At 71.6% G+C, this 24,709-nt stretch carries 19 protein-coding genes and 1 pseudogene; 13 read left to right on the plus strand and 7 right to left on the minus strand.

Going from position 1 to position 24,709, the window contains the following annotated elements; translation table 11 throughout:
• Nucleotides 1-86: 86 nt before the first annotated feature.
• Nucleotides 87-1,187 carry a mechanosensitive ion channel domain-containing protein gene (locus ACFY9I_RS03540; RefSeq protein WP_390996091.1) on the minus strand — a complete coding sequence of 367 codons (1,101 nt, stop codon included), beginning with the start codon at nucleotides 1,185-1,187 and terminating at the stop codon, nucleotides 87-89.
• A gap of 313 nt (nucleotides 1,188-1,500) precedes the next feature.
• Here ACFY9I_RS03540 and ACFY9I_RS03545 point away from each other — a divergent pair, with 313 nt between their 5' ends.
• The 12 genes and pseudogenes from ACFY9I_RS03545 to ACFY9I_RS03600 all read left to right on the plus strand — a co-directional run bounded on the left by ACFY9I_RS03545 (nucleotide 1,501) and on the right by ACFY9I_RS03600 (nucleotide 17,869).
• The gene (locus ACFY9I_RS03545) at nucleotides 1,501-2,037 is read left to right on the plus strand and encodes an HNH endonuclease (protein ID WP_390996094.1); all 537 of its coding nucleotides are present in this window, start codon (nucleotides 1,501-1,503) and stop codon (nucleotides 2,035-2,037) included.
• A 293-nt stretch (nucleotides 2,038-2,330) separates the two neighbouring features.
• Entirely contained in the window at nucleotides 2,331-3,164 is an 834-nt protein-coding gene (locus tag ACFY9I_RS03550) for a hypothetical protein (RefSeq protein WP_390996096.1), read from the plus strand.
• A gap of 126 nt (nucleotides 3,165-3,290) precedes the next feature.
• Nucleotides 3,291-3,544 (plus strand): annotated as a pseudogene (locus ACFY9I_RS03555) (carbohydrate ABC transporter permease); the annotation flags it as partial.
• 157 nt (nucleotides 3,545-3,701) lie between these two features.
• Nucleotides 3,702-4,967 (plus strand): 6-phospho-beta-glucosidase, encoded by a 1,266-nt coding sequence (locus ACFY9I_RS03560; RefSeq protein ID WP_390996098.1) that lies wholly within the window; start codon nucleotides 3,702-3,704, stop codon nucleotides 4,965-4,967.
• Between the two features lie 170 nt (nucleotides 4,968-5,137).
• Nucleotides 5,138-6,163, plus strand: coding sequence for a BadF/BadG/BcrA/BcrD ATPase family protein (locus ACFY9I_RS03565; protein ID WP_390996101.1), 1,026 nt, complete (start codon nucleotides 5,138-5,140; stop codon nucleotides 6,161-6,163).
• A 350-nt stretch (nucleotides 6,164-6,513) separates the two neighbouring features.
• Nucleotides 6,514-7,995 carry a hypothetical protein gene (locus ACFY9I_RS03570; protein WP_390996104.1) on the plus strand — a complete coding sequence of 494 codons (1,482 nt, stop codon included), beginning with the start codon at nucleotides 6,514-6,516 and terminating at the stop codon, nucleotides 7,993-7,995.
• A 35-nt stretch (nucleotides 7,996-8,030) separates the two neighbouring features.
• Nucleotides 8,031-9,065 (plus strand): transporter substrate-binding domain-containing protein, encoded by a 1,035-nt coding sequence (locus ACFY9I_RS03575; protein WP_390996107.1) that lies wholly within the window; start codon nucleotides 8,031-8,033, stop codon nucleotides 9,063-9,065.
• Nucleotides 9,066-9,145: 80 nt separating this feature from the next.
• Nucleotides 9,146-10,471 (plus strand): hypothetical protein, encoded by a 1,326-nt coding sequence (locus ACFY9I_RS03580; protein WP_390996110.1) that lies wholly within the window; start codon nucleotides 9,146-9,148, stop codon nucleotides 10,469-10,471.
• Entirely contained in the window at nucleotides 10,468-13,176 is a 2,709-nt protein-coding gene (locus tag ACFY9I_RS03585) for a tetratricopeptide repeat protein (RefSeq protein ID WP_390996113.1), read from the plus strand. The genes ACFY9I_RS03580 and ACFY9I_RS03585 overlap by 4 nt, the downstream gene beginning before the upstream one ends.
• Before the next feature lie 3 nt (nucleotides 13,177-13,179).
• On the plus strand, nucleotides 13,180-14,499 hold the full coding sequence (locus ACFY9I_RS03590) for a protein phosphatase 2C domain-containing protein (RefSeq protein ID WP_390996115.1): 1,320 nt from the start codon (nucleotides 13,180-13,182) through the stop codon (nucleotides 14,497-14,499).
• A 141-nt stretch (nucleotides 14,500-14,640) separates the two neighbouring features.
• The gene (locus ACFY9I_RS03595) at nucleotides 14,641-15,987 is read left to right on the plus strand and encodes a VWA domain-containing protein (RefSeq protein WP_390996118.1); all 1,347 of its coding nucleotides are present in this window, start codon (nucleotides 14,641-14,643) and stop codon (nucleotides 15,985-15,987) included.
• A gap of 115 nt (nucleotides 15,988-16,102) precedes the next feature.
• Complete coding sequence (locus ACFY9I_RS03600; RefSeq protein ID WP_390996121.1) at nucleotides 16,103-17,869, plus strand: FHA domain-containing protein; 1,767 nt, start codon at nucleotides 16,103-16,105, stop codon at nucleotides 17,867-17,869.
• A gap of 90 nt (nucleotides 17,870-17,959) precedes the next feature.
• On the opposite strand, the gene ACFY9I_RS03605 is transcribed toward ACFY9I_RS03600, so the two are convergent.
• Nucleotides 17,960-18,940, minus strand: a complete 981-nt coding sequence (locus ACFY9I_RS03605; protein WP_390996124.1) for a methyltransferase domain-containing protein — start codon at nucleotides 18,938-18,940, stop codon at nucleotides 17,960-17,962.
• A 137-nt stretch (nucleotides 18,941-19,077) separates the two neighbouring features.
• On the opposite strand from ACFY9I_RS03605, the gene ACFY9I_RS03610 reads away from it, so the two are divergent.
• Nucleotides 19,078-19,482: a globin gene (locus ACFY9I_RS03610; protein ID WP_390996127.1), complete on the plus strand. Its 405-nt coding sequence runs from the start codon at nucleotides 19,078-19,080 to the stop codon at nucleotides 19,480-19,482.
• A 39-nt stretch (nucleotides 19,483-19,521) separates the two neighbouring features.
• Here the strand turns inward: ACFY9I_RS03610 and ACFY9I_RS03615 are convergent, their stop codons facing one another.
• The 5 genes from ACFY9I_RS03615 to ACFY9I_RS03635 form a co-directional block, all read right to left on the minus strand.
• A complete protein-coding gene (locus ACFY9I_RS03615) occupies nucleotides 19,522-20,214 on the minus strand; it encodes a hypothetical protein (RefSeq protein WP_390996129.1) in 693 nt (230 codons plus the stop codon).
• On the minus strand, nucleotides 20,211-20,621 hold the full coding sequence (locus ACFY9I_RS03620; protein ID WP_257564437.1) for a thioesterase family protein: 411 nt from the start codon (nucleotides 20,619-20,621) through the stop codon (nucleotides 20,211-20,213). The genes ACFY9I_RS03615 and ACFY9I_RS03620 overlap by 4 nt, the downstream gene beginning before the upstream one ends.
• A 2-nt stretch (nucleotides 20,622-20,623) precedes the next feature.
• Nucleotides 20,624-22,288: an energy-dependent translational throttle protein EttA gene (gene ettA, locus ACFY9I_RS03625; protein WP_390996133.1), complete on the minus strand. Its 1,665-nt coding sequence runs from the start codon at nucleotides 22,286-22,288 to the stop codon at nucleotides 20,624-20,626.
• A gap of 217 nt (nucleotides 22,289-22,505) precedes the next feature.
• A complete protein-coding gene (locus tag ACFY9I_RS03630; RefSeq protein WP_390996136.1) occupies nucleotides 22,506-23,936 on the minus strand; it encodes a Cys-Gln thioester bond-forming surface protein in 1,431 nt (476 codons plus the stop codon).
• A 292-nt stretch (nucleotides 23,937-24,228) separates the two neighbouring features.
• On the minus strand, nucleotides 24,229-24,702 hold the full coding sequence (locus ACFY9I_RS03635; protein WP_390996139.1) for a single-stranded DNA-binding protein: 474 nt from the start codon (nucleotides 24,700-24,702) through the stop codon (nucleotides 24,229-24,231).
• Nucleotides 24,703-24,709: the final 7 nt, after the last annotated feature.

Consider the following 24,709-nt stretch of genomic DNA (forward strand, 5'->3'; position numbering starts at 1 on the left):
CGCCCGGAGAGATCCGGGCGCCCCCTGAGGGCGCACACCACCGCGTACGCCCTTGTGCGCTTCTCCGGCGCACCCGAAGGCATGGGCTACTTCGGCACACCCGACGGCGCGATCGGCGTGGCCCGCTCCGACTGGGGCGAGGTCGCGCTGGCGTAGACGGACGGGGCCGCCACGGCGGCCGTCGGGTCGGCGTCCTCCTCGGCCGCGAGGGCCGGGACGCCCCCGACGATGCGGATGTCGGCGGCGTCGAATGCCTTCTTGATGCGCCAGCGCAGCTCGCGCTCCACGGTGAGGGCCTTGCCGGGCATGGTCTTGGCGGAGACGCGGACGACCATCGAGTCCAGGAGCACGTCGTCGAGGCCGAGGACCTCGATGGGGCCCCAGAGCAGCTCGTTCCAGGGCTCCTCCTTGCTCATCGCCTCGCCGACCTCCAGCAGGGTGCGGCGGACCTTGTCGAGGTCCTCGTCGTGCCGGACGGTGACATTGACGCCGGCCGTGGCCCAGCCCTGGGAGAGGTTGCCGATGCGTTTGACCTCGCCGTTGCGGACGTACCAGATCTCGCCGTTGTCGCCGCGCAGCTTGGTGACACGCAGGCCGACCTCGATGACCTCGCCGGAGGCGACGCCCGCGTCGACAGTGTCGCCGACGCCGTACTGGTCCTCCAGGATCATGAAGACGCCGGAGAGGAAGTCCGTGACCAGGTTCCGGGCGCCGAAACCGATGGCGACGCCCGCGACACCGGCGGAGGCCAGCAGCGGGGCGAGGTTGATCTCGAAGGTGGCGAGCACCATCAGGGCGGCGGTGCCCAGGATCAGGAAGGACGCCACCGACCGCAGCACCGAGCCGATGGCCTGGGAACGCTGACGGCGGCGCTCGACGTTGACCAGCAGACCGCCCAGGGTGCCGCCCTCGACACCCGGGACGGAGCGGTTCATCCGTTCTATGAGCTTGGTGATCGCCCGCCGGACCACCACTCTCAGCACCACCGCGATCACCACGATCAGCAGGACGCGCAGACCGATGGCCAGCCATGTGGACCAGTTCTCCTCCACCCAGCCGGCGGCGTTGGTGGCGCTCTCCTGGGCGTCCTCCAGCGACGGCACGGCCGGTGTCGTCGACGTCTCCGACGGCGACGGCGACGGCGTGGCGGCGGCCGGTAGGAGGGGCAGGGAAGAAACGGACGACACGGCGGGTACCTCCAGGTGCGGTACTGCCCTCCGGTACGGCGGTCAAGATCCAGCGGGTCACGGAAAGGTCACCGGACGGGCAGACCCACCACACTAACGGGGCATCGCGTGGAGGTCGTGACCATGTTCGAGGGAGACAGGGCGCTCACCAGGGAGTGAAGGGCGCACGCGGCGGGGGATGAATGAGGTGTGGTCGAAAACACTCCCAGCCCGTTACCGGGACATGGTGGCGCTTCCACCAGGCCTGAGGAGAGACTGACTACGGATCGTCCACGGCGCGAGCCACGCGCCGCCGGCGTACAAGGAGGCATCCGTGCCGCACGTCCTGGTCCTCAACGCGTCGTACGAGCCACTCGGCGTCGTACCGCTCCGCCGCGCGCTCGTCCTCGTCCTGGAGAACAAGGCCGTCTCCCTGGAAGAATCCGGCGCCTATCTGCACAGCGCGACCGTCACAGTCCCCGCACCCAGCGTGGTCCGGCTCAAGCGATTCGTCCGGGTCCCCTATCGGGGGCCCGTTCCTCTCACCCGTCGGGCGCTGTTCGCCCGCGACGGGGGCCGGTGCATGTACTGCGGTGGCGTCGCAACCAGCGTCGACCACGTCATCCCGCGCAGCCGTGGGGGCAAGCACGTCTGGGACAACGTCGTCGCGTCGTGCCGCCGCTGCAACCACGTCAAGGCCGACCGCCATCTCGTCGAGATCGGCTGGCGGCTCCGACACAAACCCGCTCCGCCCGCGGGGCTGGCCTGGCGCATCATCGGCACGGGCCATAGGGACCCGCGCTGGCTGCCCTACTTGCAGCCGTTCGGCGCGGACGACGCGTTGGCCCGGATCGACGGCATCTCCGCCTGACGGTCCGGGTTTTTGCACGGCCGGGTGCCCCGCCTCGGGGCGGGGGCCAGCGTCCGGACGCCGTCGTCCGCATGACGGGCATCCGCATGACCGGCATCCGGACGACGGCATCCGGATGACGGCATGCGGATGACGGCACGCGGATGACGGCACGCGGATGACCAGTGCGTTCCTCACCGTCTTCACAGCCACCCCGCGTTCCCTCCACACGCATGATCGCCTACTCTCACCCCATCAGCGGGCCCTTGTTCTGGAGCGCAACGCCCAGGGGCCCGCTGCGAATGTGGGGACTCATGCGCAAGCTCGCCCTAGGCGCCGCCGTGTCCGGCGCCCTGGCTCTCACCTGCCTCGCCGCGCCCACCGCGCTGGCCGACTCACCGAACCTGACCTTCGGTGCCGTCACGGTCAACAACGGCAAGCCGATCGCGGTCGGCACCAAGGCCGCGGTGACCGTGCCGGTCACGTACAGCTTCACCCGGCCGGACGATCTCGTCATCGACTACAAGAACAACTTCCTGATCGTCGCCCTGTACCGGGGGTCGCTGGCGGAGAACGACAACGCCGTCGAAGCGGACTCGAAGCCCGTCTGCACCACGACCGCGACGACCGACACCACGGTGACCGAGTCCTGCGCGGCGAAGCTCACCATCGACCCGCGGGACAACCTCTACACGGCCGCGGACGCCACCACCTGGAAGGCCGCCGCGCTCTACAGCGAGACGGCGTTCGACCTCGACGAGTCCGACGACCACATCAGCGCGCACACCGGCCTCGACCTGTGGGGCAACCTCGGCACCGCGAAGCTCCAGCGGATCTCCAAGGTCACGGTGAACGCCACCCCGGAGCCGGTCGTCAAGGGCAGGACCCTGACCGTCAAGGGCGCACTCACCCGTGCCGACTGGAACACCGGCAGGTACGCGGGCTACAAGGGCCAGAAGGTCACCCTCCAGTTCAAGGCGAAGGGTGCCGCCGCCTACACCGACGTGAAGACGGTGACGTCCGGCACGGGCGGGGCCCTGTCCACCACCGTGAAGGCGTCGAAGGACGGCTCCTACCGCTACAAGTTCGCGGGAACGTCCACCACGGCGGCGAAGACGTCCGCAGGGGACTACGCCGACGTGAAGTAGCACCACCGCCCCGACGCGGGCACCGGCCCCCAGGCGACGACTCCGCCGCCCGGGGGCTTTCTCGTGGCCGGACGCCAGGACGGCGATCACCTTCTGGCACGCGTGGAGCGTGCCCGACGAGGTGAAGGCAACTACCGGCAGGTCCTGGACACCCAGGGCGCCCTGACCTGGGGAACACTCTGGTCCACACACACGCTCGGCACCGTCCTCACCGTCGTGTCGTCCGTCCCGGTGGCGTACGCGCTCGCCGTGTTCCGCTTCCGGGGCCGCAATGCGGCGCCGATGCCGGCCATCTCGATGATGACGCCGCGCTGCCGCCTCTGGTCGCCGTGAGCCCGATGTACCTGTTCAGGGCCAAGCAGCTGGACCTGTCCGGTTCCCCCGGAGTCCTTCGAAGCGCGCACCGCACCGACCGGAATCTCTGACCACGGCCGCGACACCGTGCTGGTCATGGCCCCCGTGCTCCTCGTGCTCCTCTTCGCCCAGAAGGCGTTGGTCGGGGCGTCACCCTGGCCGGAGTGAGGGGTTGATACAGCTATGAAACTCACCGTGGTCGGCGGAGGCTCGACCTACACACCCGAACTCGTCGACGGGTTCGCCCGGCTCAGGGACACGCTGCCGATCGAGGAGCTGGTGCTCGTCGATCCGGCCGCCGACCGGTTGGAACTGGTCGGCGGCCTGGCCCGCCGTATCCTCGCCCGCCAGGGGCACCCCGGGCGGGTCGTCACCACCGGCGACCTGGACCGGGGCGTCGAGGGCGCCGACGCCGTCCTCCTCCAGCTCCGCGTCGGCGGCCAGGCCGCCCGGGAGCGGGACGAGACCTGGCCCCTGGAGTGCGGCTGCGTCGGACAGGAGACGACGGGCGCCGGCGGCCTGGCCAAGGCACTGCGCACGGTCCCGGTCGTCCTGGACATCGCCGAACGGGTCCGCCGTACGAGCCCGGACGCCTGGATCATCGACTTCACCAACCCGGTGGGGATCGTGACCCGCGCCCTGCTCCGGGCGGGCCACAGGGCGGTCGGCCTGTGCAACGTGGCGATCGGTCTGCAACGGAAGTTCGCCGCGCGTCTCGGTGTGCCCCCGGCCGAGGTCCATCTGGACCACGTGGGCCTCAACCACCTCACCTGGGAGACCGGTGTCCGCCTGGGCGGCCCCTCCGGCGAGGACGTCCTGCCGAAGCTGCTGGCCGAGCACGGCGAGTCCATCGCGTCCGACCTGCGCCTGCCCCGCCCGGTCCTGGACCGCCTCGGCGTGGTCCCCTCCTACTACCTGCGCTACTACTACGCCCACGACGAGGTCGTGCGGGAGCTGGGGACCAAGCCGTCACGTGCCGCCGAAGTGGCCGCTTTAGAGCAGGAGTTGCTGGAGCTGTACGCCGACCCGGCGCTCGACGAGAAGCCCGCGCTGCTCGCCGGGCGGGGCGGGGCCTTCTACTCGGAGGCGGCCGTCGACCTCGCGGCGTCGCTGCTGCGCGACGGGGGCAGCACCTACCAGGTGGTGAACACCCTCAACCGCGGCACGCTGCCCTTCCTGCCCGACGACGCGGTGATCGAGGTGCAGGCCGCCGTGAGCGGGCGGGGCGCGACGCCGCTCCCGGTGCCGACCGTCGCCCCTCTCTACGCCGGCCTGATGGCCAACGTGACGGCGTACGAAGACCTGGCCCTCGACGCGGCGCTGCGAGGCGGCCGGGACCGGGTGTTCAGGGCGCTGCTCGCCCACCCCCTGATCGGCCAGTACGAGTACGCCGAGACCCTCACCGACCGACTGATCGCACACAACCGGGAGCACCTCGCGTGGGCGTGAGCGACGGCGAACGTGCGGGGGCGCGCACGGGCCCGGAGGCAGGCCGGCGCACGGGCACAGAGGCAGGCCAGCCCATGGGCACAGAGGCAGGCCGGCGCACGGGCCCAGAGACGGGCGGGCCCACAGGCCCGGAGAGGGGGCGGCGTGGGCCTGACGGCGGGCGTGGGAGCGTGCTCGCCGTCGACGCGGGCAACAGCAAGACCGACGTGGCCGTGATCGCGCCGGACGGGGAGGTGCTGGGCGCGGCGCGCGGCGGCGGGTTCCAGCCGCCGACCGTGGGTGTGGCGGCAGCCGTCGACGGCCTCGCGGAGGTCGTACGGCAGGCCTTCGCCGAGGCCGGGGCCAGGGTCGGGGCCGGGGCCGGGGTCGGGGTCGAAGCCGGGGTCGAAGCCGGGGTCGGCTCGGTCGACCATGTCTCGGCGTGTCTGGCCAACGCCGACTTCCCCGTGGAGGAGGAGCGGCTGGCGGCGGAGTTGCGCACGCGCGCGTGGGGCACGACCGTCGAGGTCCGCAACGACACCTTCGCGATCCTGCGGGCGGGAGTGGCCGAACCCCGGGGCGTGGCCGTGGTGTGCGGGGCGGGCGTCAACTGCGTCGGTATGCGCCCCGACGGCCGCACCGCCCGGTTTCCGGCACTCGGGCGCATCTCCGGTGACTGGGGAGGCGGTTGGGGCCTGGCCGAGGAGGCGATGTGGCACGCGGCCCGCGCGGAGGACGGCCGGGGCGGCCCCACGGCACTCACCGACACACTGCCCGCGCACTTCGGCCTGGACTGCATGTACGCCCTGATCCAGGCCCTGCACCTGGAGGACATCCCGGCCGCCCGCCGCCACGAGCTCACCCCGGTCCTGTTCGCCACGGCGGATGCCGGTGACCCGGTGGCCCGCGCGCTGGTGGACCGCATGGCCGAGGAGGTGGTGGCCATGGCGACGGTGGCCCTGACCCGCCTGGACCTCCTCGGAGAGGAGACCCCCGTCCTCCTCGGCGGCGGCGTCCTCGCCGCCCGGCACTCCCTCCTCGACGGCCGGGTCCGTGCGGCGTTGGCGGCCGCCGCGCCCAAGGCCGTGCCCCGGGTGGTCACGGCCGCCCCGGTGCTCGGCGCGGCGTTGCTCGGACTCGACCGGGTGGGCGCCCCGAAGGTCGCGCACGCGCGCGTGCGGGCGCATTACGAAAGAGGGTGCCCCTCCCTGAGATGAGGGCGCGCCCCCGCCGAGTCCGCCCGCGCCGTTTCCACGCGTCGCCGTTTCCACGCGTCGCCGATCCACGCGTCACCGTCCGCCCGTTCCCTCCCCGGACCTCCACCTCGAACGCGTTCGAACCCTAGGGAACCGAACCCGATCGATGCGCGTATTCATGGGCAGGGGGTGCTGCGGGAAGCCTTGTGCTGCGCCGGAATCGGACGCGTGCGGCACCTACGGACACGATCGGGGAACAAGATCGAGTCAAGGCCTGTCCGATGTCAGTCCCGGCGGCGATACTTGCGCCCGTGCACCTCTGTCCGTGCGAGCGGGCGGAAGTGATGGACGGATGACCAGGGGGAGGTCAGGTGACATACACGCCGGAGGGCAGCGCGGCGCCGTCGGCACCACCCGTGGGCCCGGGACCGGCCGTGCCGCCGCAGACCGCGCACGCGCCGAGGCCCCCCCTGCCGCCCCCGGCCCCGGACGGCGGCCCGCCCCGCCGGACCGCGTTCGCGGAGGGCCTCGACCAGGTGCGCGCCGCCGCGACGACCGAACCCGGCCGGCTCCGCATCATCGGCGCCGTCCTCGCCCTCCTGGTCGTCGCGTTCGGCTCCGTCACCGCCTGGCAGATGAACGACCGCTCGGCCGCCGCCGACGACGTACTGCACGGCAGTCAGCCGCTCAGCTCCGCGGCGGCGGAGATCTACAGTTCCCTGGCCGCCGCCAACACTGCGGCCTCCAGCGGATTCCTCGCGGGCGGGCAGGAGACCGAGCAGTCGCGCGAGGACTACGAGCGGGAGATGCAGGAGGCGGCCCGACAACTGGCTGTCGCGGCGACCGCGTCGGAGTCCGGCTCCGACTCCGAGAAACGCATCGCCAGACTGAACACCCTGCTGCCCGAGTACAAGGGCCTGATCGAACGGGCCCGCGCCAACAACCGGTTGGGCTACCCACTGGGCGGCGCCTACCTGCGCTACGCGAACGACAAGTCGCAGAAGATGCTCGAAGAGGCCCAGAGCATCTACGACAACGAGAACGAACGGCTCCGCGACGACTACGAGGACGCCACGTCGTATCCGTGGGCCGCGCTCGGCCTCGGAGTCCTCGCCATCGGAGGCCTCGTCTGGGCCCAGCGCCGCAACTACCGGCGCACCAACCGGGTGCTGAACCACGGCCTGGTCGCGGCGACGGCCGCCTCCACCGTGGTCCTGTTGTGGCTGGCCGGCGGTCACACCCTCGCCCGCGCGGGGCTGAACGACTCCTACGAACACGGTGTGCGGTCCCTGACCGTCCTCAACGACGCCCGCATCGCGTCCCTCACCGCCCGCGGCAACGAGAACCTGACGCTCATCAGCCGGGGGGCGCAGTCGATCCAGATCGTGGTCGACGGCGAGAAGAAGAGCGTGGACGAGTTCGACCACAACTTCGGGATCGAGATGCGCAACCTCGAACGCCGGTTGGCCGCCGCCGAGCGGCTGGCCGACGACGACAGCGGTGCCAAGCCCGTGAAGGCCGCCGGCCTCGGCATGGAGGAGTGGCGCGAGCGGCACGGCAAGGCCCGCGCCGCCGACGACAAGGGCGACTACCAGTGCGCTCTCGACCAGGTCATCGGGGGCAGGCCCACCGCCGACTGCCCGGACGGCGGCAAGTCGACCAGGGAGTGCTTCGACGAGGTCGACAAGAACCTGGGCATCGCCAGCAGGTACGAGAAGCACGAGTTCACGACGGCGGCCGAGAGGGGCCGTGGCGCGATGGTCGGGCTGCCGGTGGGCGCCGCCGTACTGGCCGTGCTGGGCGCGGCGGGCGCGGTGCTGGGCATCGGACGCAGGCTTTCGGAGTACCGGTGACGACGGCGGGAGGAGACACGGTGGAGGAGGGAGCGATGGATGCGGTACGACGCCTGCGGGCCGGTCTCAGGGGCTGGGGCGGCGTAGGTGCGATGGCGGTCCTCTGCGCCCTGACCCTGGTCTTCGCCCTGGTGCTGCCGGTGAGCGGGACGCGCGGCGACGGCAGCACGGGCACCGGGGGTCAGGGTGTGGCCCGGGGTACACAGACGCGGGCGGACGAGTGCGCCACGATGAAGGATCCGGAGAACCAGAGCCTCAGCCCCTCCTCCGACAACTCCGGCCCGACGATCAAGCGCATCAGGAACAACGGCGTCATCACGGTCGGCGTCGACCAGAACAGCTACCGCTGGGGCTACCGCGACCCGAACAGCACCAAGGACGAAGCCGTGCTGGAGGGCTTCGACATCGACATCGTGCACCGCATCGCCGAGGAGATACTCGGCGACCCGAACAAGGTGCGCTTCAGGGCGATTCCGACCAGCCAGCGCATCCGCGCGCTCCAGGACAAGGAGGTCGACATGGTGGTCCGCACCATGACGATCAGTTGCGAGCGCATGCGGGACGTCGCCTTCTCCCAGCCGTACTTCAGGACCGGGCAGCAGATCCTGGCCCCCAAGTCCTCGACGATCAAGGGCTATGACAAGACGCTGGCCGGCAAGAAAATCTGTACGGCGGCCACTTCCACCGCCCTGTCCACTCTCCAGGCCGGCAAGGAGTCGGGCAAGCTGGTCGACTCCGCCGACATATCCCTGACGGTCCCCAACCAACTCGACTGCCTGGTGAGACTGCAGCTCGGTGAGGTCGACGCCGTGGTCACCGACGGCGCCCTCGCCGCGAGCCAGGCGGCGCAGGATCCGACGGTCGATCTGAAGGGGGAGCCGTTCACCACCGAGTACTACGGCGTGGCGATGAACCGGGAGGCGGACGATCTGGTACGCCGGGTCAATCAGGTACTGGTGGACTACCTCAAGGACGGCTGGCAGGACTCGTACAGCACCTGGCTGTCCGGGACACTCGGCGACAACTCGGCGCGGTCCCGGCCGCCTTCCCCCCAGCAGTACAGCGACTGACGTACGAGGACCGCGTTCAGAGGCCGCATTCACAAAACCGCATTCAACTGACGGACACCGACAGCAGCGAGAGGTGATCGATGGGCGTGGCGGGATCCACCGGGCCGGTGATGGACCGGGACGAGGTGGACCGTGCGCTCGCGCGGCTCGGCGCGGAGCACGAGGCCATCGAGACCTCGCTGCTCGCCCTGCAGGACCACGCGGGCCGCAGGCTGCTCGAAGGCGCCGAGCTGACCGGCGTCACCAAGGAGCGCTGGACCACCGCCGAGGCGTCGATCACGCTGCTGTGGGCGTACTTCGACGCGTATACGGACGCGCTGCGCTTCGCCCGGGAGATCCGTTCGCGGCGCCGCTGGTCCAGCCGTGAGGACCTGGTGGAGCTGACCGAACTGCTGCGCGGCGAGGCCGTCACGGTCGCCGGCAGCGCCACGGCCATGGCGAACGCGCCGACACTGCAGGGCGCGGGCCGGCTGAGCGAACAGTTCTCGCTGGTCACCCTGGTGGACCGGATGAACGACCTGTACGCGTCCTCGCTGGACATGGTCGTGGCCGCCGACGCGGTGTGGTCCGCGCTGCCCGCCCGGATCGACCTCCTGGCCGCCGAGCTCCAGCGCACCCGCCGACTCGCGCACTCCGTGGGCGTACGCCCCGGCGAGCACCCGGCCGGCGACGACCTGGAGCGGATCACCCGCACCCTGACCAGGCTGCGCGAGCAGGTCGTCTCCGACCCGCTGGCCTTCTGGGTCCCCGCGCCGGGCAGTTCGGCGCCCGGCGGCGGCCGCCCGGACACCTCGACGTACGACCGTGAGGCGCGCGCCCTGGAGGACGTACGGCGGGAGATCGACGCCGTGCTGACGGTCCGCCAGGACGCGGAGGCGCGGCTGATGAAGCTGCGGGACGTGCTCAGCCGCGCGGACCGCACGCTCGCCGAGGCCCGCAACGCGCGGGGCGAGGTGCTGGCGAAGATCGCCGCGACCGAGGTGCCCGTGGTGAGCGGCCCGCCGACGGTGCTGCAGGAGCAGTTGGCGATGGCGGCCGAGTACCGCAGACACGCGCAGTGGCACCGGCTGTCCCCGCTCCTGGAGTCCCTGGAGCAGAAGGCGGACGACGAACTGCTGCGCGCCCGCGAGTCGTTGACGGCCGTCACGGCGCCGCTGGCGGTCCGCGCGGAGCTGCGCGGCCGGCTCGACGCTTACAAGGCGAAGGTCGCCCGGCACGGATTCGCGGAGGACTCGCTGCTGGTCGAGCGGTACGACGCGGCGCGCCGCATGCTGTGGAGCGCGCCCTGCGACCTGCGCGTCGCCGAGCAGGCGGTCCTGCGCTACCAGCAGGCGGCGGCCGAACTGCTGGGCACCTCGGTGCCCGTCCCGCGTGTGCCCCAGGACCGGAGGGAGGAGGAATCGTGAGTCAGACGGAGGAGACCCGGACCGGTGAGCCCGGAGAAGAGGGTCAGCAGTCGTGTCAGCGGCCCGGTTGCTCTGGATCGTACGAGGACGTGGGCGGCGGCGAGTTGTACTGCGACACCTGCGGTCTGGCGCCGGTCGTCTCGGCCGGCGGCATGGTCGTCTCCCCGCCCACCGGCATCACCGGGGGCGGTAAGGGCTCGCGTGGCTCCGGTTCCAGCAGTTCGCGCTCCGCGCGTACCTCCGCGCGCTCCGCGCAGTCCCGTCGCTCGGTCTCCGGCCGCCTCTCGCGCGCCCTGTCGGGCAAGTCGACGGGCCGCTCGGTGTCGGTGCGCAGCTCCGGCAAGACCGCCACCTCCTCGGGGCGGGCCCGGCTCGGTGTGGGCCTGGTCCAGGTCCCGGACGTACCGCGCCCGGACCCGCGCTCGATGGTCCTGGAGACCGCCGAGGTGCCCGAGCGGAAGCGGTTCTGCTCGCGTTCCGACTGCGGGGCACCGGTGGGGCGGGCGCGCGGTGACCGGCCGGGGCGCACGGAGGGCTTCTGCACGAAATGCGGCCACCCTTACTCCTTCGTGCCCAAGCTGAACTCGGGCGACGTCGTGCACGGCCAGTACGAGGTCGTGGGCTGTCTCGCGCACGGCGGTCTGGGCTGGGTCTACCTGGCGATAGACCGGGCGGTGTCGGACCGCTGGGTCGTACTGAAGGGCCTCCTCGACACCGGCGACCAGGACGCGATGGCCGCCGCGATCTCCGAGCGCCGCTTCCTCGCCGAGATCGAGCACAGCAACATCGTCCGCATCTACAACTTCGTCGAGCACCTCGACCAGCGCACCGGCTCGCTGGACGGGTACATCGTCATGGAGTACGTCGGCGGCAAGTCCCTCAAGGAGATCGCCAACGGCCGCCGCACGGCCGACGGGCGCCGCGATCCGCTGCCGGTCGAGCAGGCGTGCGCCTACGGCATCGAGGCCCTGGAGGCGCTCGGGCACCTCCACAGCCGCAACCTGCTGTACTGCGACTTCAAGGTCGACAACGCCATCCAGACCGAGGACCAGCTCAAGCTGATCGACATGGGCGCGGTGCGCAGGATGGACGACGACGAGTCGGCCATCTACGGCACGGTCGGCTACCAGGCCCCCGAGGTCGCCGACGTCGGCCCCTCGGTGGCGTCCGACCTGTACACGGTCGCCCGTACGCTCGCGGTCCTCACCTTCGACTTCCAGGGCTACACGAACGTCTTCGTGGACTCCCTGCCCGACCCCGACAACATTGAGGTCTTCCGCCAGTACGAGTCCTTCTACCGTCTGCTGGTCCGGGCCACCGACCCCGACCCGGCCCGCCGGTTCGCCTCCGCGCAGGAGATGTCGGAGCAGCTCACGGGTGTGCTGCGGGAGGTCGTCTCCCTGCAGACGGGCCGGGCACGGCCCGCTCTCTCGACCATCTTCGGTCCCGAGGTGAAGGTCACCGACACGGAGTTGTTCGCGAAGCTGGACGGCGATGTGTCCCGGCTGGGAACGCGTGTGGTGCCGGCGGGGAAGGGGCCGTGGCGAAGCAGAACGGGCACGGGGAACGGTGGTTCGGCTTCCGGTTCGGGCGTGCGGAACGGCGGTTCGGCTTCCGGCCCGCTCGCGGAGAACGGTGGTTCGGCTTCCGCGTCGGCCTTGGATAACGGAGGTTCGCTTTCCGGTACGGCAGCCCTGCTGACCGGCGGCGGCCAGTCCTCCCCCACACGGCTCACCAAGCCCCTGGACACCGCCGCCGCGGCCCTCGCGCTGCCCGTTCCGCGTGTGGACCCGGGAGACCCCAACGCCGGGTTCCTGGCCGGCCTCATCGCCTCCGCCCCCACCGAGCTGATCACGGCCCTGCACTCGGCGCCCAGCGGCTCGCTGGAGCTACGGCTGCGGGAGCTGCGGGCCCGCCTGGAGATGCGCGAGTTCACCGTCGCGCTGGCCACCCTGGACGCCCTGGAGCGGGACCACCCGGACGACTGGCGGGTGGTCTGGTACAGGGGCGTGGCCGCGCTCGCCACCGGTGACCACGAGAACGCTGCCCTGTCCTTCGACGCGATCTACGACGCCTTCCCGGGCGAGCCGGCCCCCAAGCTGGCCCTCGGCCTGTGCGCCGAGGTGCTCGGGCAGTTGGACAACGCCGCCGAGTACTACCGTCTGGTGTGGACGACCGACCCCGGCTTCGTCAGCGCCGCGTTCGGGCTCGCCCGGGTGCGACTGACCGCCGGGGACCGGCAGAACGCCGTACGCGTGCTGGAGTCCGTGCCCGCGGCGAACATCCACTACACCGCCGCCCGTGTCGCCGCCGTGCGGGCACGGTTGAGACACCGTACGGAAGCGACGCTCGGGCCCCCGGCCGCGTCGTCCGGGGCCGTCCCGGACACGACGTTCCTGGACGACCTGACGGCCGCCGCCGGGCAGGTGGAGGCGCTCGACCCCCGGCATCTGGACGCGGTGCGCCGCGAGCAGTTGTCCACAGAGGTCCTTGGCTGCGCCCTGGACTGGGTACTCTCCGGAAGCCGGGGTGCCGCACCCCCGACCGGTGAGCGGAGTCTGCTCGGCCGCGCGCTGGACGAGCGTGCCCTCCGCTTCGGACTGGAGCAGTCGTACCGCACACTGGCCCGGCTCGCTCAAGGCGGCGAGGAGAGGATCGACCTGGTGGAACGTGCCAACCGTTACCGCCCCCGGACGTGGGTGTAGTTCATGTCGCAGATGCCCCAGCCGACCGCGCTGACGAAGTGCCCGATCTGCGAGTGGCCCCTCGCTTCGGACGACCGCTTCTGCGGTGCGTGCGGCCATGACCTCTCGGCGGTGCCCGCGCCGCCGGAGGACCGGCCGACCATCACCATGAACGGGACGGCGGGCGAGCCTCCCACCGAGGCCGCGTCCGTGGACTGGCCCGTCGCCTCCGAGCCCAGCTCCGACACACCCCCGCCGGTGGTCCGTCCCACCGACATCCAGGGCACCGACTCGGGCGGCGGCGAACTGCCCGGCCCGGGTCAGGGGGGCGTACGGTTCGACCGGCCCCGTGAACCCGACGAGTACCCGCTGGCCGCCCCGCTGCCGCCGGACCCGCGCACCGCCGACCTGGCGGCGCCCCCGGCCGGCACGAAGGTGTGCGTGGCGTGCCGCTCGGGCCATGTCGACCGGGACGGCTACTGCGAGAACTGCGGGCACGCCCAGCCGCGCGAACGCGACCACATGGAACTGGAGTTGGGCGCGGTCGCCGCGGTCAGCGACCGAGGCCTGCGCCACCACCGCAACGAGGACGCGTTCGCCGTCTCCTCGACCGCGCTGCCCGACGGCTCCCCGGCGGTCGTCGCGATCGTCTGCGACGGCGTGTCCTCCGCGACCCGCCCCGACGACGCCTCGCTCGCCGCCGCCCGCGCCGCGAACGAGACGCTCCTCGACTCCCTGCCGCGCGGCACCCACCCGCAGCAGGCGATGCACGACGCGATCGTCGCCGCCTCGGGCGCCGTCAACGCCCTGGCCGAGGAGCCGGAGACGGCGCAGGAGCACGCCCCGCACCAGAACGCGCCGGCGTGCACCATCGTCGGCTCCGTCGTCACCCCCAGCCTCCTCGTCGTCGGCTGGGTCGGCGACAGCCGTGCCTACTGGGTCCCGGTGGACCGGAGCGCCCCCCCGGCCCGGCTCACCGAGGACGACTCGTGGGCGGCTCAGATGGTGGCAGCGGGACTGATGAACGAGGCCGAGGCGTATGCCGACGAGCGCGCCCACGCGATCACCGGCTGGCTCGGCGCGGACGCGTACGAACTGGAGCCGCACACCGCTTCCTTCAAGCCGGACCGGCCGGGTGTGGTGGTGGTGTGCACCGACGGACTGTGGAACTACGCGGAGGCCGCGGAGGAGATGGCCGGGGCCGTGCCCCTGGACGCGGCCGAGCGACCGCTGCACTGCGCGCAGGTCCTGGTCGGCCACGCTCTCGACGGAGGTGGCCACGACAACGTAACAGTGGCGGTCCTGCCGTTCCCGGCCCCTCCTCAGGGGGCAGGATCGGCCTGAGGGGCTCGCGGGCGGAGTGTCCGCGGGCGTCTCGTAGGCCGGACGGGACGGCCGACGGACCGGAGGGGACCGGTCCGGGACACGGGCACGCACAGTCATCACCCCACGTGCCGTGGGGCCTCTAGGGGGATCTGAGTAGGCATGGCCAATTTCTCGAAGTCGAACGTGCCGCAGTTCTCGGTCGATGTGTACCAGAACGAGTACCTGCCCGAGGACGGCCGCGAGGTCAACGCCATCGTGACGGTCAGCGCGACCGGCGGCGGCACCATCGGCAGCGCGGTCGCCGCGCCGCACCTCTACTCGCCCGGCCAGGGCCCGTCCGCCGCCGTGGCCCTCATGGTCGACTGCTCGGGGTCGATGGACTACCCGCCGACCAAGATGCGCAACGCCCGGGACGCCACGGCGGCCGCGATCGACACCCTGCGGGACGGTGTGCACTTCGCGGTGATCGACGGCACCCATGTGGCCCGGGAGGTCTACCCCGGCGGCGGCCGGCTCGCGGTCGCCGACTCCGCCACCCGGGACCAGGCCAAGCAGGCGCTGCGCAGGCTCAGCGCGGGCGGCGGCACGGCGATCGGCACCTGGCTGAAGCTCGCCGACCGGCTGCTCGCCTCGGCCGACGTCGCCATACGCCACGGCATCCTGCTCACCGACGGCCGCAACGAGCACGAGTCCCCGGAGGATTTGAGGGCCGCCCTGGACGCCTGTGCCGGACGGTTCACCTGTGACGCGCGTGGTGTGGGGACCGACTGGGAGGTGAAGGAGGTCACCCAGATCGCCTCCGCGCTGCTCGGCACCGCCGACATCGTCGCCGACCCGGCCGCCCTGTCCGCCGACTTCACACAGATGATGGAGACGGCCATGGGCAAGGAGGTCGCGGACGTCGCCCTCAGGCTGTGGACCCCGGTCGGCACGCGGATCAAGTTCGTCAAGCAGGTGGCGCCCACGGTGGAGGAGTTGACCGACCGCCGCACCGAGGCCGGGCCGCGCGCCGGGGACTATCCCACCGGCTCGTGGGGGGACGAGTCCCGTGACTACCACGTGTGCGTCGAGGTCCCGTCCGCGGCCCTCGGTCAGGAGATGCTGGCCGCACGGGTCTCCCTCGTCATCCCGCAGTCCGACGGCACCGCGCAGAACCTCGGCGCCCAGGGTCTGGTGAAGGCCGTGTGGACCGACGACATGGTCGCCTCCACCTCGATCAATCCCCAGGTCGCGCACTACACCGGTCAGGCCGAACTGGCACAAGTCATCCAACAGGGTCTGGACGCTCGCAAATCCGGCGATTTCGACGGGGCGACAGCCAAGCTGGGGCGGGCCGTTCAGCTCGCGAGTGCCTCAGGGAACGCGGATACTGCGAAACTGCTTGCGAAGGTGGTGGACGTGGTCGACGCGGCGACAGGTACTGTGCGACTGAAGGCGAAGGTCACGGAGGCCGACGAGATGACTCTCGAGACACGGTCGACAAAGACTGTTCGTGTAAAGAAGTAAGAGACACAGCACCACCACCACGACATACCGAAGCCGGCGAACCTGGCTCCCCCACCGGGGGTCCGGACAGCGGGACCCGGCCGAGAGGCCGGAAAGGAGAGGGGGAAGCGCCGACATGCCGACCTGCCCGAACGGACACCAGTCGGGTTCCGACGACTGGTGCGAGGTCTGCGGTCACCGTATGGCCGGTGCCGTACCCCCGCCGCCTCCACCGCCGCCGCCCCCGGGCGCCGGTTACGGATACCCGCCGCCCGGCTCGCCTCCCCCGCCTCCCGGCGCGGGGGGTCCCGGAGGCCCCGGAGGCCGACCGCAGTTCGCCGCCGAGCCGGAACTCTGCCCGCAGTGCCGCACGCCCCGCGAGGGCGGCGCGCCCTTCTGCGAGGAGTGCCGGTGGAACTTCCTGACCAACACGGCGACCACCTACACACCGGCCGCGCCGCGGCCTTCGGCGCCCGGACCCGGTGCGGGGCCCGGCGGCGGCCCCGGCCCCGGCCCCGGTCCCGGTGGGAACCCGGCGCTGCGTTTCCAGCAGCCCCCTCCGCCGTCCTACGGGGGCGGTGACGGGTACGACTACCAGACCTCGCGCCCCTCGCAGGTGAACCGTCCCGCCGAGCCGATCCCGCCGGGACCGCCCTTCGGCGGGGAGCCGTCGGGCCCGGGCGGGCCGGGAGGGCCGGGCGGAAACGGCGGGCCCGGCGGGCCTGGCGGCCCCGGTGGTCACGGAGCGCCCGGGGGTCCCGGTCGCCCGGGTGGACCTGGCGGTCCCGGCGGTCCGTCGGGGCCCGGGGGTTCTTCCGGGTTCGGTGGCGGACCGGCGGGTCCGCCCGGACAGCCCGGGCCGGGGCAGGGCGGCCACCCCGGCCAGCCGGCGTTCGGCGGCGACCCCTCACGCTTCGGCGGCGATCCCTCACGTCCCGGCCCCTCGGGCTTCGGCGGCGACCCCGCACGCCCCGGGCCATCCGGCTTCGGCGGCGACCCCTCGCGACCGGTTCCGCCACCTCCCGGGCCTACGCCCGGTGGGCCCGGTGGACCGGGCGGGCCGGGCGGAAGCCCCGGTGGACCGGGCGGTCCCGGCTTCCCGGGCGGACCCGGTGGGCCCGGCGGTCCCGGCCCCGGTGGTCACGGTGATCGCGGCCAGGGTCCCGGTGTCGGGCCGGGAGCCGGCGGGGCACCGCAGGCGTTCCAGCAGTCGGGGCCGTCGGCTCCGCCCGCCTTCCCCCAGGAGACGCGACGCCCGCAGCCCGGCGGCCCGGGTGGACCGGGCGGCCCCGGCGGCCCCGGCGGTGGGCCCTCCTTCGGTGGCGACGACGACTGGGTGATCTCCCCACCCTCGACGGGCCCCGGCGGTCCCGGTGGTCCCGGTGGACCTGCCGGTCCGGGCGGCCCCGGCGGTGCGGGTGCTCGCCCCGGTGGCTACGGCTACCCGCAGCCCGGCGCCACCCAGGCCCCGCCCGGCCCCGCGTACCCGCAGGCGCCGACGACCTGGAGCGCGACCATCGGTCCGGACCGCGACTACTTCATGGCGATGATGCAGCGCTCCGGCCCCGAGGCCGCGGGGCTGAACCTGCCCGCGTACTCCCCCGAGCAGCAGCGCACCCTCACCGGCGGCCAGATCACCATCGGCCGTCGCCGCCACTCCACCGGCGACACCCCGGACATCGATCTCTCGGTGCCGCCGGAGGACCCGGGCGTCTCCCACCAGCACGCGGTGCTGGTGCAGCAGCCCGACGGCGGCTGGGCGGTCGTCGACCAGAACTCCACCAACGGAACCACGGTCAACGGCTCCGAGGACCCCATCCAACCCTTCGTCCCGGTCCCCCTCCAGGACGGGGACCGGGTTCACGTGGGCGCGTGGACGACGATCACGATCCGACGGGGCTGACCGGCCCCGCGACACCGAAACGATCAGGGTCGGCCGAACAACCTTCGGTCGGCCCTGAGCCGTAGCCGGGTGACGCGGACCGCCGAGGGCTCACGGCAGCGGCCAGGCGTACGGTCCCTCCGGGTCGTCGAGCCAGGCCCAGGCGTGATCGCCGTGGACCGTGATGCCGTAACGCTCTCGGGAGGGCATGTCCTCGCGCTGCCACAGCGCGAGCGCCTCGTGCGGGTCGAGCCTGCCCGCCGTGAGAGCCAGCAGGAACCGGAAGAGCTCGTGGTCCCTGGCCCGGCGCGGCAGCCCGCCCAGGTGCGGATGGACCGCCTCCGGCTCGCTGCCCCCGCGCAACGGCACGAAGTACGCGGAGGTGTGCAGGAAGCGCCCCTCGGCGTGCTCGGCGTCGTCGACGTACAGCCGTACCAGCCCCGTGGCCAGCGGCGTCAGGATGCGTGCGCCGGGTGTGCACTGGGCGAGCCAGGGGCGGGGGATCGAGTGCAGGGTGCAGGTCGCGATGATCCGGTCGTACGGCGCCCGCTCGGGCACCCCGCGGGCCCCGTCCCCGGTGACGACGGTCGGGTGGTACCCGGCGGCGTCCAGATGCCTGCGCGCCGCCTCCGTGATGTCGGCGTCCAGGTCGACGGTCGTGACGAGGTCGTCGCCCAGCCGGTGCGCGAGCAGGGCGGCGTTGTAGCCGGTCCCGGCGCCGATCTCCAGCACCCTGTTGCCGTCCTCCACCTCCAGCTCGGCCAGCATCTTCGCCATCAGGGAGGGCTGGCTGCTGGACGAGATCAGCTCGCCGTCGCGCACCCGCGTGGCGAGCGGCACGTCCGCGTAGGCGCCCCGCACCCAGCGCTCACGCCGTCGGGGGTCGCGTTCCTCTCCCCACAGCCGTTCGAAGCCGCCCACGGCGCCGACGTAGTAGTACGGGACGAAGAGGTGCCGGGGAACGCTCTCGAAGGCCTTGCGCCATTCCGGGTCGGCGTCCCAGGCTCCGCTCGCCCCGATCTCGCGCACCAGCGCCGACCGGGCCTCGGCGGCGAGGCGTTCCAGGTCGTGGTCCACAGCGTGCGTGCCCATACCTCCACTGTGCGGCCCCATGCCGCCAGAGGCGAGCACCACGGCCGACGGGTCCGGAACGGACCGGTCCAGCGCTCCGGTTCCCCGAGGGTCCTAAGCCTTGAGTCCTCCGTCCTCGCGTCTGAGACCATGGGGACGTGAAAGAGATTCGGCGAGGCACGCTTCAGGAGCAGACCTTCTACGAGCAGGTCGGCGGCGAGGAGACCTTCCGGCGCCTGGTGCGCCGTTTCTACGAGGGTGTCGCCGAGGACCCGATCCTGCGGCCCATGTACCCCGAGGAGGACCTCGGCCCGGCCGAGGAGCGCCTTGTGCTGTTCCTGATCCAGTATTGGGGCGGACCGACCACCTACAGCGAGAACCGGGGCCACCCGCGCCTCCGTATGCGCCACGCCCCGTTCACCGTCGACCGCGCCGCCCACGACGCCTGGCTCAAGCACATGCGCGACGCCGTGGACGAGCTCGGCCTCTCCGAGGAACACGAGCACACGCTGTGGAACTACCTCACGTACGCGGCGGCCTCGATGGTGAACGCGCCGGGCTGAGCGAGCGGCTCCGAGCGGCAGCGGAACGCAGCGGGGACGTCAGCGCACGCTGACGTCCAACGTCCCGAGTCCCGCCCTACGCACGGCGATCGATCCGTACGGCGTGCGCAGCCTGAGCCACGCGCCCGACGAGAACAGACGCGGCGACGCCTCGTCGGGTGCGCCGGCCGTCCGCGCGGGGCGCAGGAAGCCGAGCGACTGGGCCGCGTGGACGGCCCGCACCGGCAGCCGCGTGTCTCCGACCGCCCGGGACCAGATCTCCCGCCCGATCCGGTCGAGCTCGGCCCGTGTGCGCCGCTCGGGCGCCAACTCCTCCATGCGGGACCTGAATTCACTGCGCGCCGCCGAGACCATCGTCCGCAACGCGTCCGGCGCGGGCAGGCCCGCCTCCGGGCGCCAGCCGCCGCGCGGGGGAAGCACTCCGGCCCACGGCGGCCCGGTCACCGCGCCGGGGACGACGGCCGTCCCCGCCTGCTCGTCGACGGCCTCCAGGAGTTCACCGGCCGACACGGTCTCGTCGAGCGTGACGTCCAGGCCGTTCTCGTACGGCTTGGCGAGGCGTACGGCCCGGATGGCCAGCACTTCGAAGGACGGTGGCCGGCCGAAGACGGCGAGCGCGGTACCGGCCGCCTGGAGGCGCACCGCGGCCCCACGGTCGTAGTGGAGCAGCCGGGAGAGGAAGGCCGCGAGATCCGCCGCCTCCCCCTCGTCGGCGAGGTGGAGCACCGTCATGCGGCGACGGCCTCCTCCTCGTCGTCCCTGTACTCCTCCAGGAACTCACGTTCCTCGGAGGTGATCCGGCGGGGCCGCTGCGTGGCGAAGTCGAACGGCACTATCACCGTCGAGGCCCGGACGTAGACCTGGTCCGGGTCCTTGACCTCGTAGGTGATCGTGAACGACGCCGCTCTTATCTCCGTGACCCACAGCTCGATGTCCACCGGCTGGTGCCGGTGGACCAACTGCCGCTTGTAGTCGATCTCATGGCGCGCCACCACGGACCCCTGCTTGAAGTCCTTCTCCGGGCGGAACAGGAAGTCGATACGGGCTTCCTCCAGGTAGCGGAGGAAGACCACGTTGTTGACGTGGCCGTACGCGTCCATGTCCGCCCAGCGCAGTGGGCAGCGGTAGATGTGCCGCAAGATCAGCCCCGGGTCAGCTTCTTGTAGGTGGCTCGGTGCGGACGGGCGGCGTCCGCACCGAGCCGCTCGATCTTGTTCTTCTCGTACGACTCGAAGTTGCCCTCGAACCAGAACCACTTGGACTCGCCCTCGTAGGCGAGGATGTGCGTGGCCACCCGGTCCAGGAACCAGCGGTCGTGGGAGACGACCACGGCGCAGCCGGGGAACTCCAGGAGCGCGTTCTCCAGAGAGGAAAGGGTCTCGACGTCAAGGTCGTTGGTCGGCTCGTCGAGGAGCAGCAGGTTGCCGCCCAGCTTGAGGGTGAGCGCCAGGTTCAGCCGGTTGCGCTCACCGCCGGAGAGCACCCCGGCCGGCTTCTGCTGGTCCGGGCCCTTGAAACCGAACGCGGAGACATAGGCGCGGGAGGGCATCTCGACCTGGCCGACGTTGATGTAGTCCAGTTCGTCGGAGACGACGGCCCACAGCGTCTTCTTGGGGTCGATGTTCTCGCGGCTCTGGTCGACGTAGGAGATCTTGACGGTGTCGCCGACCTTGATCGAACCGGAGTCGGGCTCCTCCAGCCCCTGGATCATCTTGAAGAGGGTCGTCTTGCCGGCGCCGTTCGGGCCGATGACGCCCACGATGCCGTTGCGCGGCAGCGTGAAGGAGAGGTCGTCGATGAGGACCTTCTCGCCGAAGGCCTTGCTGAGGTTGTTGACCTCGACGACCACGTTGCCCAGTCGGGGGCCCGGCGGGATCTGGATCTCCTCGAAGTCCAGCTTCCGCATCTTGTCGGCCTCGGCCGCCATCTCCTCGTAGCGGGCCAGACGCGCCTTGGACTTGGCCTGGCGGCCCTTGGCGTTGGAGCGGACCCACTCCAGCTCTTCCTTGAGCCGCTTGGCGCGCTTGGCGTCCTTCTGGCCCTCGACCTTGAGACGGGTCTGCTTGGTCTCCAGGTACGTGGAGTAGTTGCCCTCGTAGCCGATCGCGCGGCCGCGGTCGAGCTCGAGGATCCAGCCCGCGACGTTGTCCAGGAAGTACCGGTCGTGGGTGACGGCGACGACGGTGCCGGGGTACTTCGCGAGGTGCTGCTCCAGCCACTGCACGGACTCGGCGTCCAGGTGGTTGGTGGGCTCGTCGAGCAGCAGCAGGTCGGGGGCTTCGAGCAGCAGCTTGCACAGGGCGACGCGGCGGCGCTCACCACCGGAGAGGTTGGTGACGGGCCAGTCGCCGGGAGGGCAACCCAGGGCGTCCATGGCCTGCTCGAGCTGGGTGTCCAGGTCCCATGCGTTCGCGTGGTCCAGGTCTTCCTGGAGCTTGCCCATCTCGTCCAGAAGGGCGTCCGAGTAGTCGGTCGCCATGAGCTCCGCGACCTCGTTGAAGCGCTTGAGCTTGCCCATGATCTCAGCGGCGCCGTCCTGCACGTTCTGCAGGACCGTCTTGGACTCGTCCAGGGGCGGCTCCTGCAGGAGCATGCCGACGGTGTAGCCGGGCGAGAGGAAGGCGTCGCCGTTGGACGGCTGCTCGAGACCGGCCATGATCTTGAGGACGGTGGACTTGCCGGCACCGTTCGGACCGACCACACCGATCTTCGCGCCGGGCAGGAAGCTCAGCGTGACGTCGTCAAGGATGACCTTGTCGCCGTGCGCCTTGCGCGTCTTGCGCATCGTGTAGATGTACTCAGCCAAGAGAAACCGTCCGGCATATCGAGATCTGGCAGTGGGCAGTACCACCCATCTTGCCGCACGGCCAGCCCTCGACGGAAACCGGATTGCGGAGCCCCCCGGACGCGTGACGCGGCCCCGGTGCCCGAGGGGGCGTGCCGGGGCCGCGTCACACGCACATGTCACCGCGTGGTCACTCACTGTTGAGTTGCCAAGGAGCTCCTGCTCCGATCCGCGAGACTCACGGGTTCCGCTTGCGGAGGAGGATCATCACCGCACCGCCGATCACGACCAGGCCGATGGCGATGCCCCCGATCACCGGGGTCGCGCCGGAGCTGCCGGTCTCGGCGAGATCGGTGCCGGAGTCGGCGGCCGCGTTGCCGCCCACCGTCGCCGGGCTGGGCTCGCTCAAGGTCTGGACCGAGTCGCCGCCCGCACTCGCCTCGGTCTCCGTCCGGCAGTCGAGCACACCCTTGAACTGCTTGGTGAAGCCGTTCGGTCCCTTGATCGTGAAGTCGTACGCCTGGTCCTCCTGCAGCGGGATGGTAACCGTGCGGGTCTCACCCGCCTCGATGCTGTAGGTGATCCCCATCAGCTCGAAGGTGAAGGCCTTGTCGCCCTGGTTGGCCGCGGTGATGTCCAGGCCGCCCTCGGCGCAGTTCTTCTCGGCGGACAGTGCGGGTATCGCGCCCTTCTCGGCCCAGTGCGCGGTCGCCGTCGCGGAGACCGTGGACTCGCTGGAGCCCGCGAGGATCTGGGTCTGGCTGCGGGTCTCGGAGGCGAAGGCCCGGCCGACCGGCACGGTGGTCGAGGCCTGCACGGTCAGTTCGGCCGAGCCGTCCGCCATGTCCTCGGGCACCTCGAAGTACAGCTCGGCGCCGTCACCGGCCGAGGTCACGGGCTCGCCGTTCGCGTCGACGACCTGCACGCCGTCCGCGGTCACGTCCGAGGGCGGGGTCACGGTCGCGCCGTCCGCGTTGGTGCGCAGCGTGACCGGGCCGAGCCGCTCACCCGCTCGGCCCGAGACCGCCGGCGGGTCGAGGGTCAGCGAGGCCGTGGGCTCAGCGAGGTTCCGCGCGCTCTTCTCCAGGTAGTCCGCGAGCTTCTCGGCCTGCGGGTCCTGGGCGGTCACGTCGGACCCGTCCGAGTACCGCCAGATCGCCACCTGTGTACCCGTCGCCGCGTCCTGTTCGGTGAGGCCCTTGGCGCCGGCCTTGCCGGCGAGTGCGGCGAGGTCGTTCACCTGCGGGTAGGAGTTCTGCAGAATCCAACGGATCTTGCCGGCGTTCTTGTTGGCGCCCAGCGAGGTGCCGCTCCAGGGGGTTTCCTGGTACTTGGCGTCCTTCTGTGTCGGGTTCTGGACGTCGACGCAGTAGGTCTGCAGCGTGCCGCCGCCGTCGACGAACATCTCGAACAGGCCGGCGGGCACCTGATGTTCCTCGCCGTCGGTGCGGAGGACGGCTGTCCCGTACGTCTTCAGGCCGCCCATGGTCGCGGTCGCTCCGCCCGAGCTCTGCACCGTCTCGTCGGCGGCTGCCGGGGCCGCGGTGACGATCGCACCCGCGACGACGAGTCCGGACGCGAGTGACACGGCGGCGAGGCGGGCCGCCCCTCGCCTGCGCGCCGTGCGCTCCGACCACGCGGCGAACGACGCCGAGAACGAAGAAACCACTGAATTTCCCTTCGAGCAGGACCCGTTGACGTGGGGGGTGTGGTCCCACCAGCAGAATCAGAAGCCCCGTGGGCCATGCCCGGCATCCTAGGTACGCGACGCACCGCACTTCCCAGTCGTATCGTCGGACAACCGATCCGAATCGGAATCGTTATCGCCTACACAGCTCGCGAACAGTGCTTATCGACAAGTCGATGCGACTCGCACGAGGACCGATCACAACGCATTCGCCGATAAGCCGCGGTTCAGCCATGGCGAGGAATGCCGGGCGGGCGCGTCCGACCACCTGATGTCACGTCACCCCTACTGCCTCCGCCCGGAGTTCGGGCACGGGATCGAGCGGCCCTCCGGGCGGCGGTGTCTCCCAGGAGGGCTCCGGCCGGGACGGGGCCGGCACCCCTGTCTCCCCGCGAGGTGTGCGACGGAACGCGGACGTGCCCCGCGACAGATCGTGGCCGATCGCGATCGCGTCCACGTCCGCGGAGACCCAACTCTGTCCCTCCCGCTGCTCGGTGCGCACCTTCAACCGCCCCTGCACCACGACCGGATCGCCCAGCGTCACCGACGAGGCCACGTTCGCGGCGAGGGCGCGCCTCGACCAGACCGTGAAGAAGTTGGTGTGGCCGTCGGCCCACTCGCTCTTCTCGCGGTCCCAGTACCGCGAGGTCACCGCCAGCCGGAAGCGGGCCGACGAGCCCGTGGACGACTCACGGCAGACCGGCTGCGTCGCCACGTTCCCCACCACGCACACCATCGTCTCGTTCATCGCGCGA

Source organism: Streptomyces sp. NPDC012510 (genome assembly GCF_042955065.1).
In the GTDB taxonomy this organism is placed as follows: Bacteria; Actinomycetota; Actinomycetes; order Streptomycetales; family Streptomycetaceae; genus Streptomyces.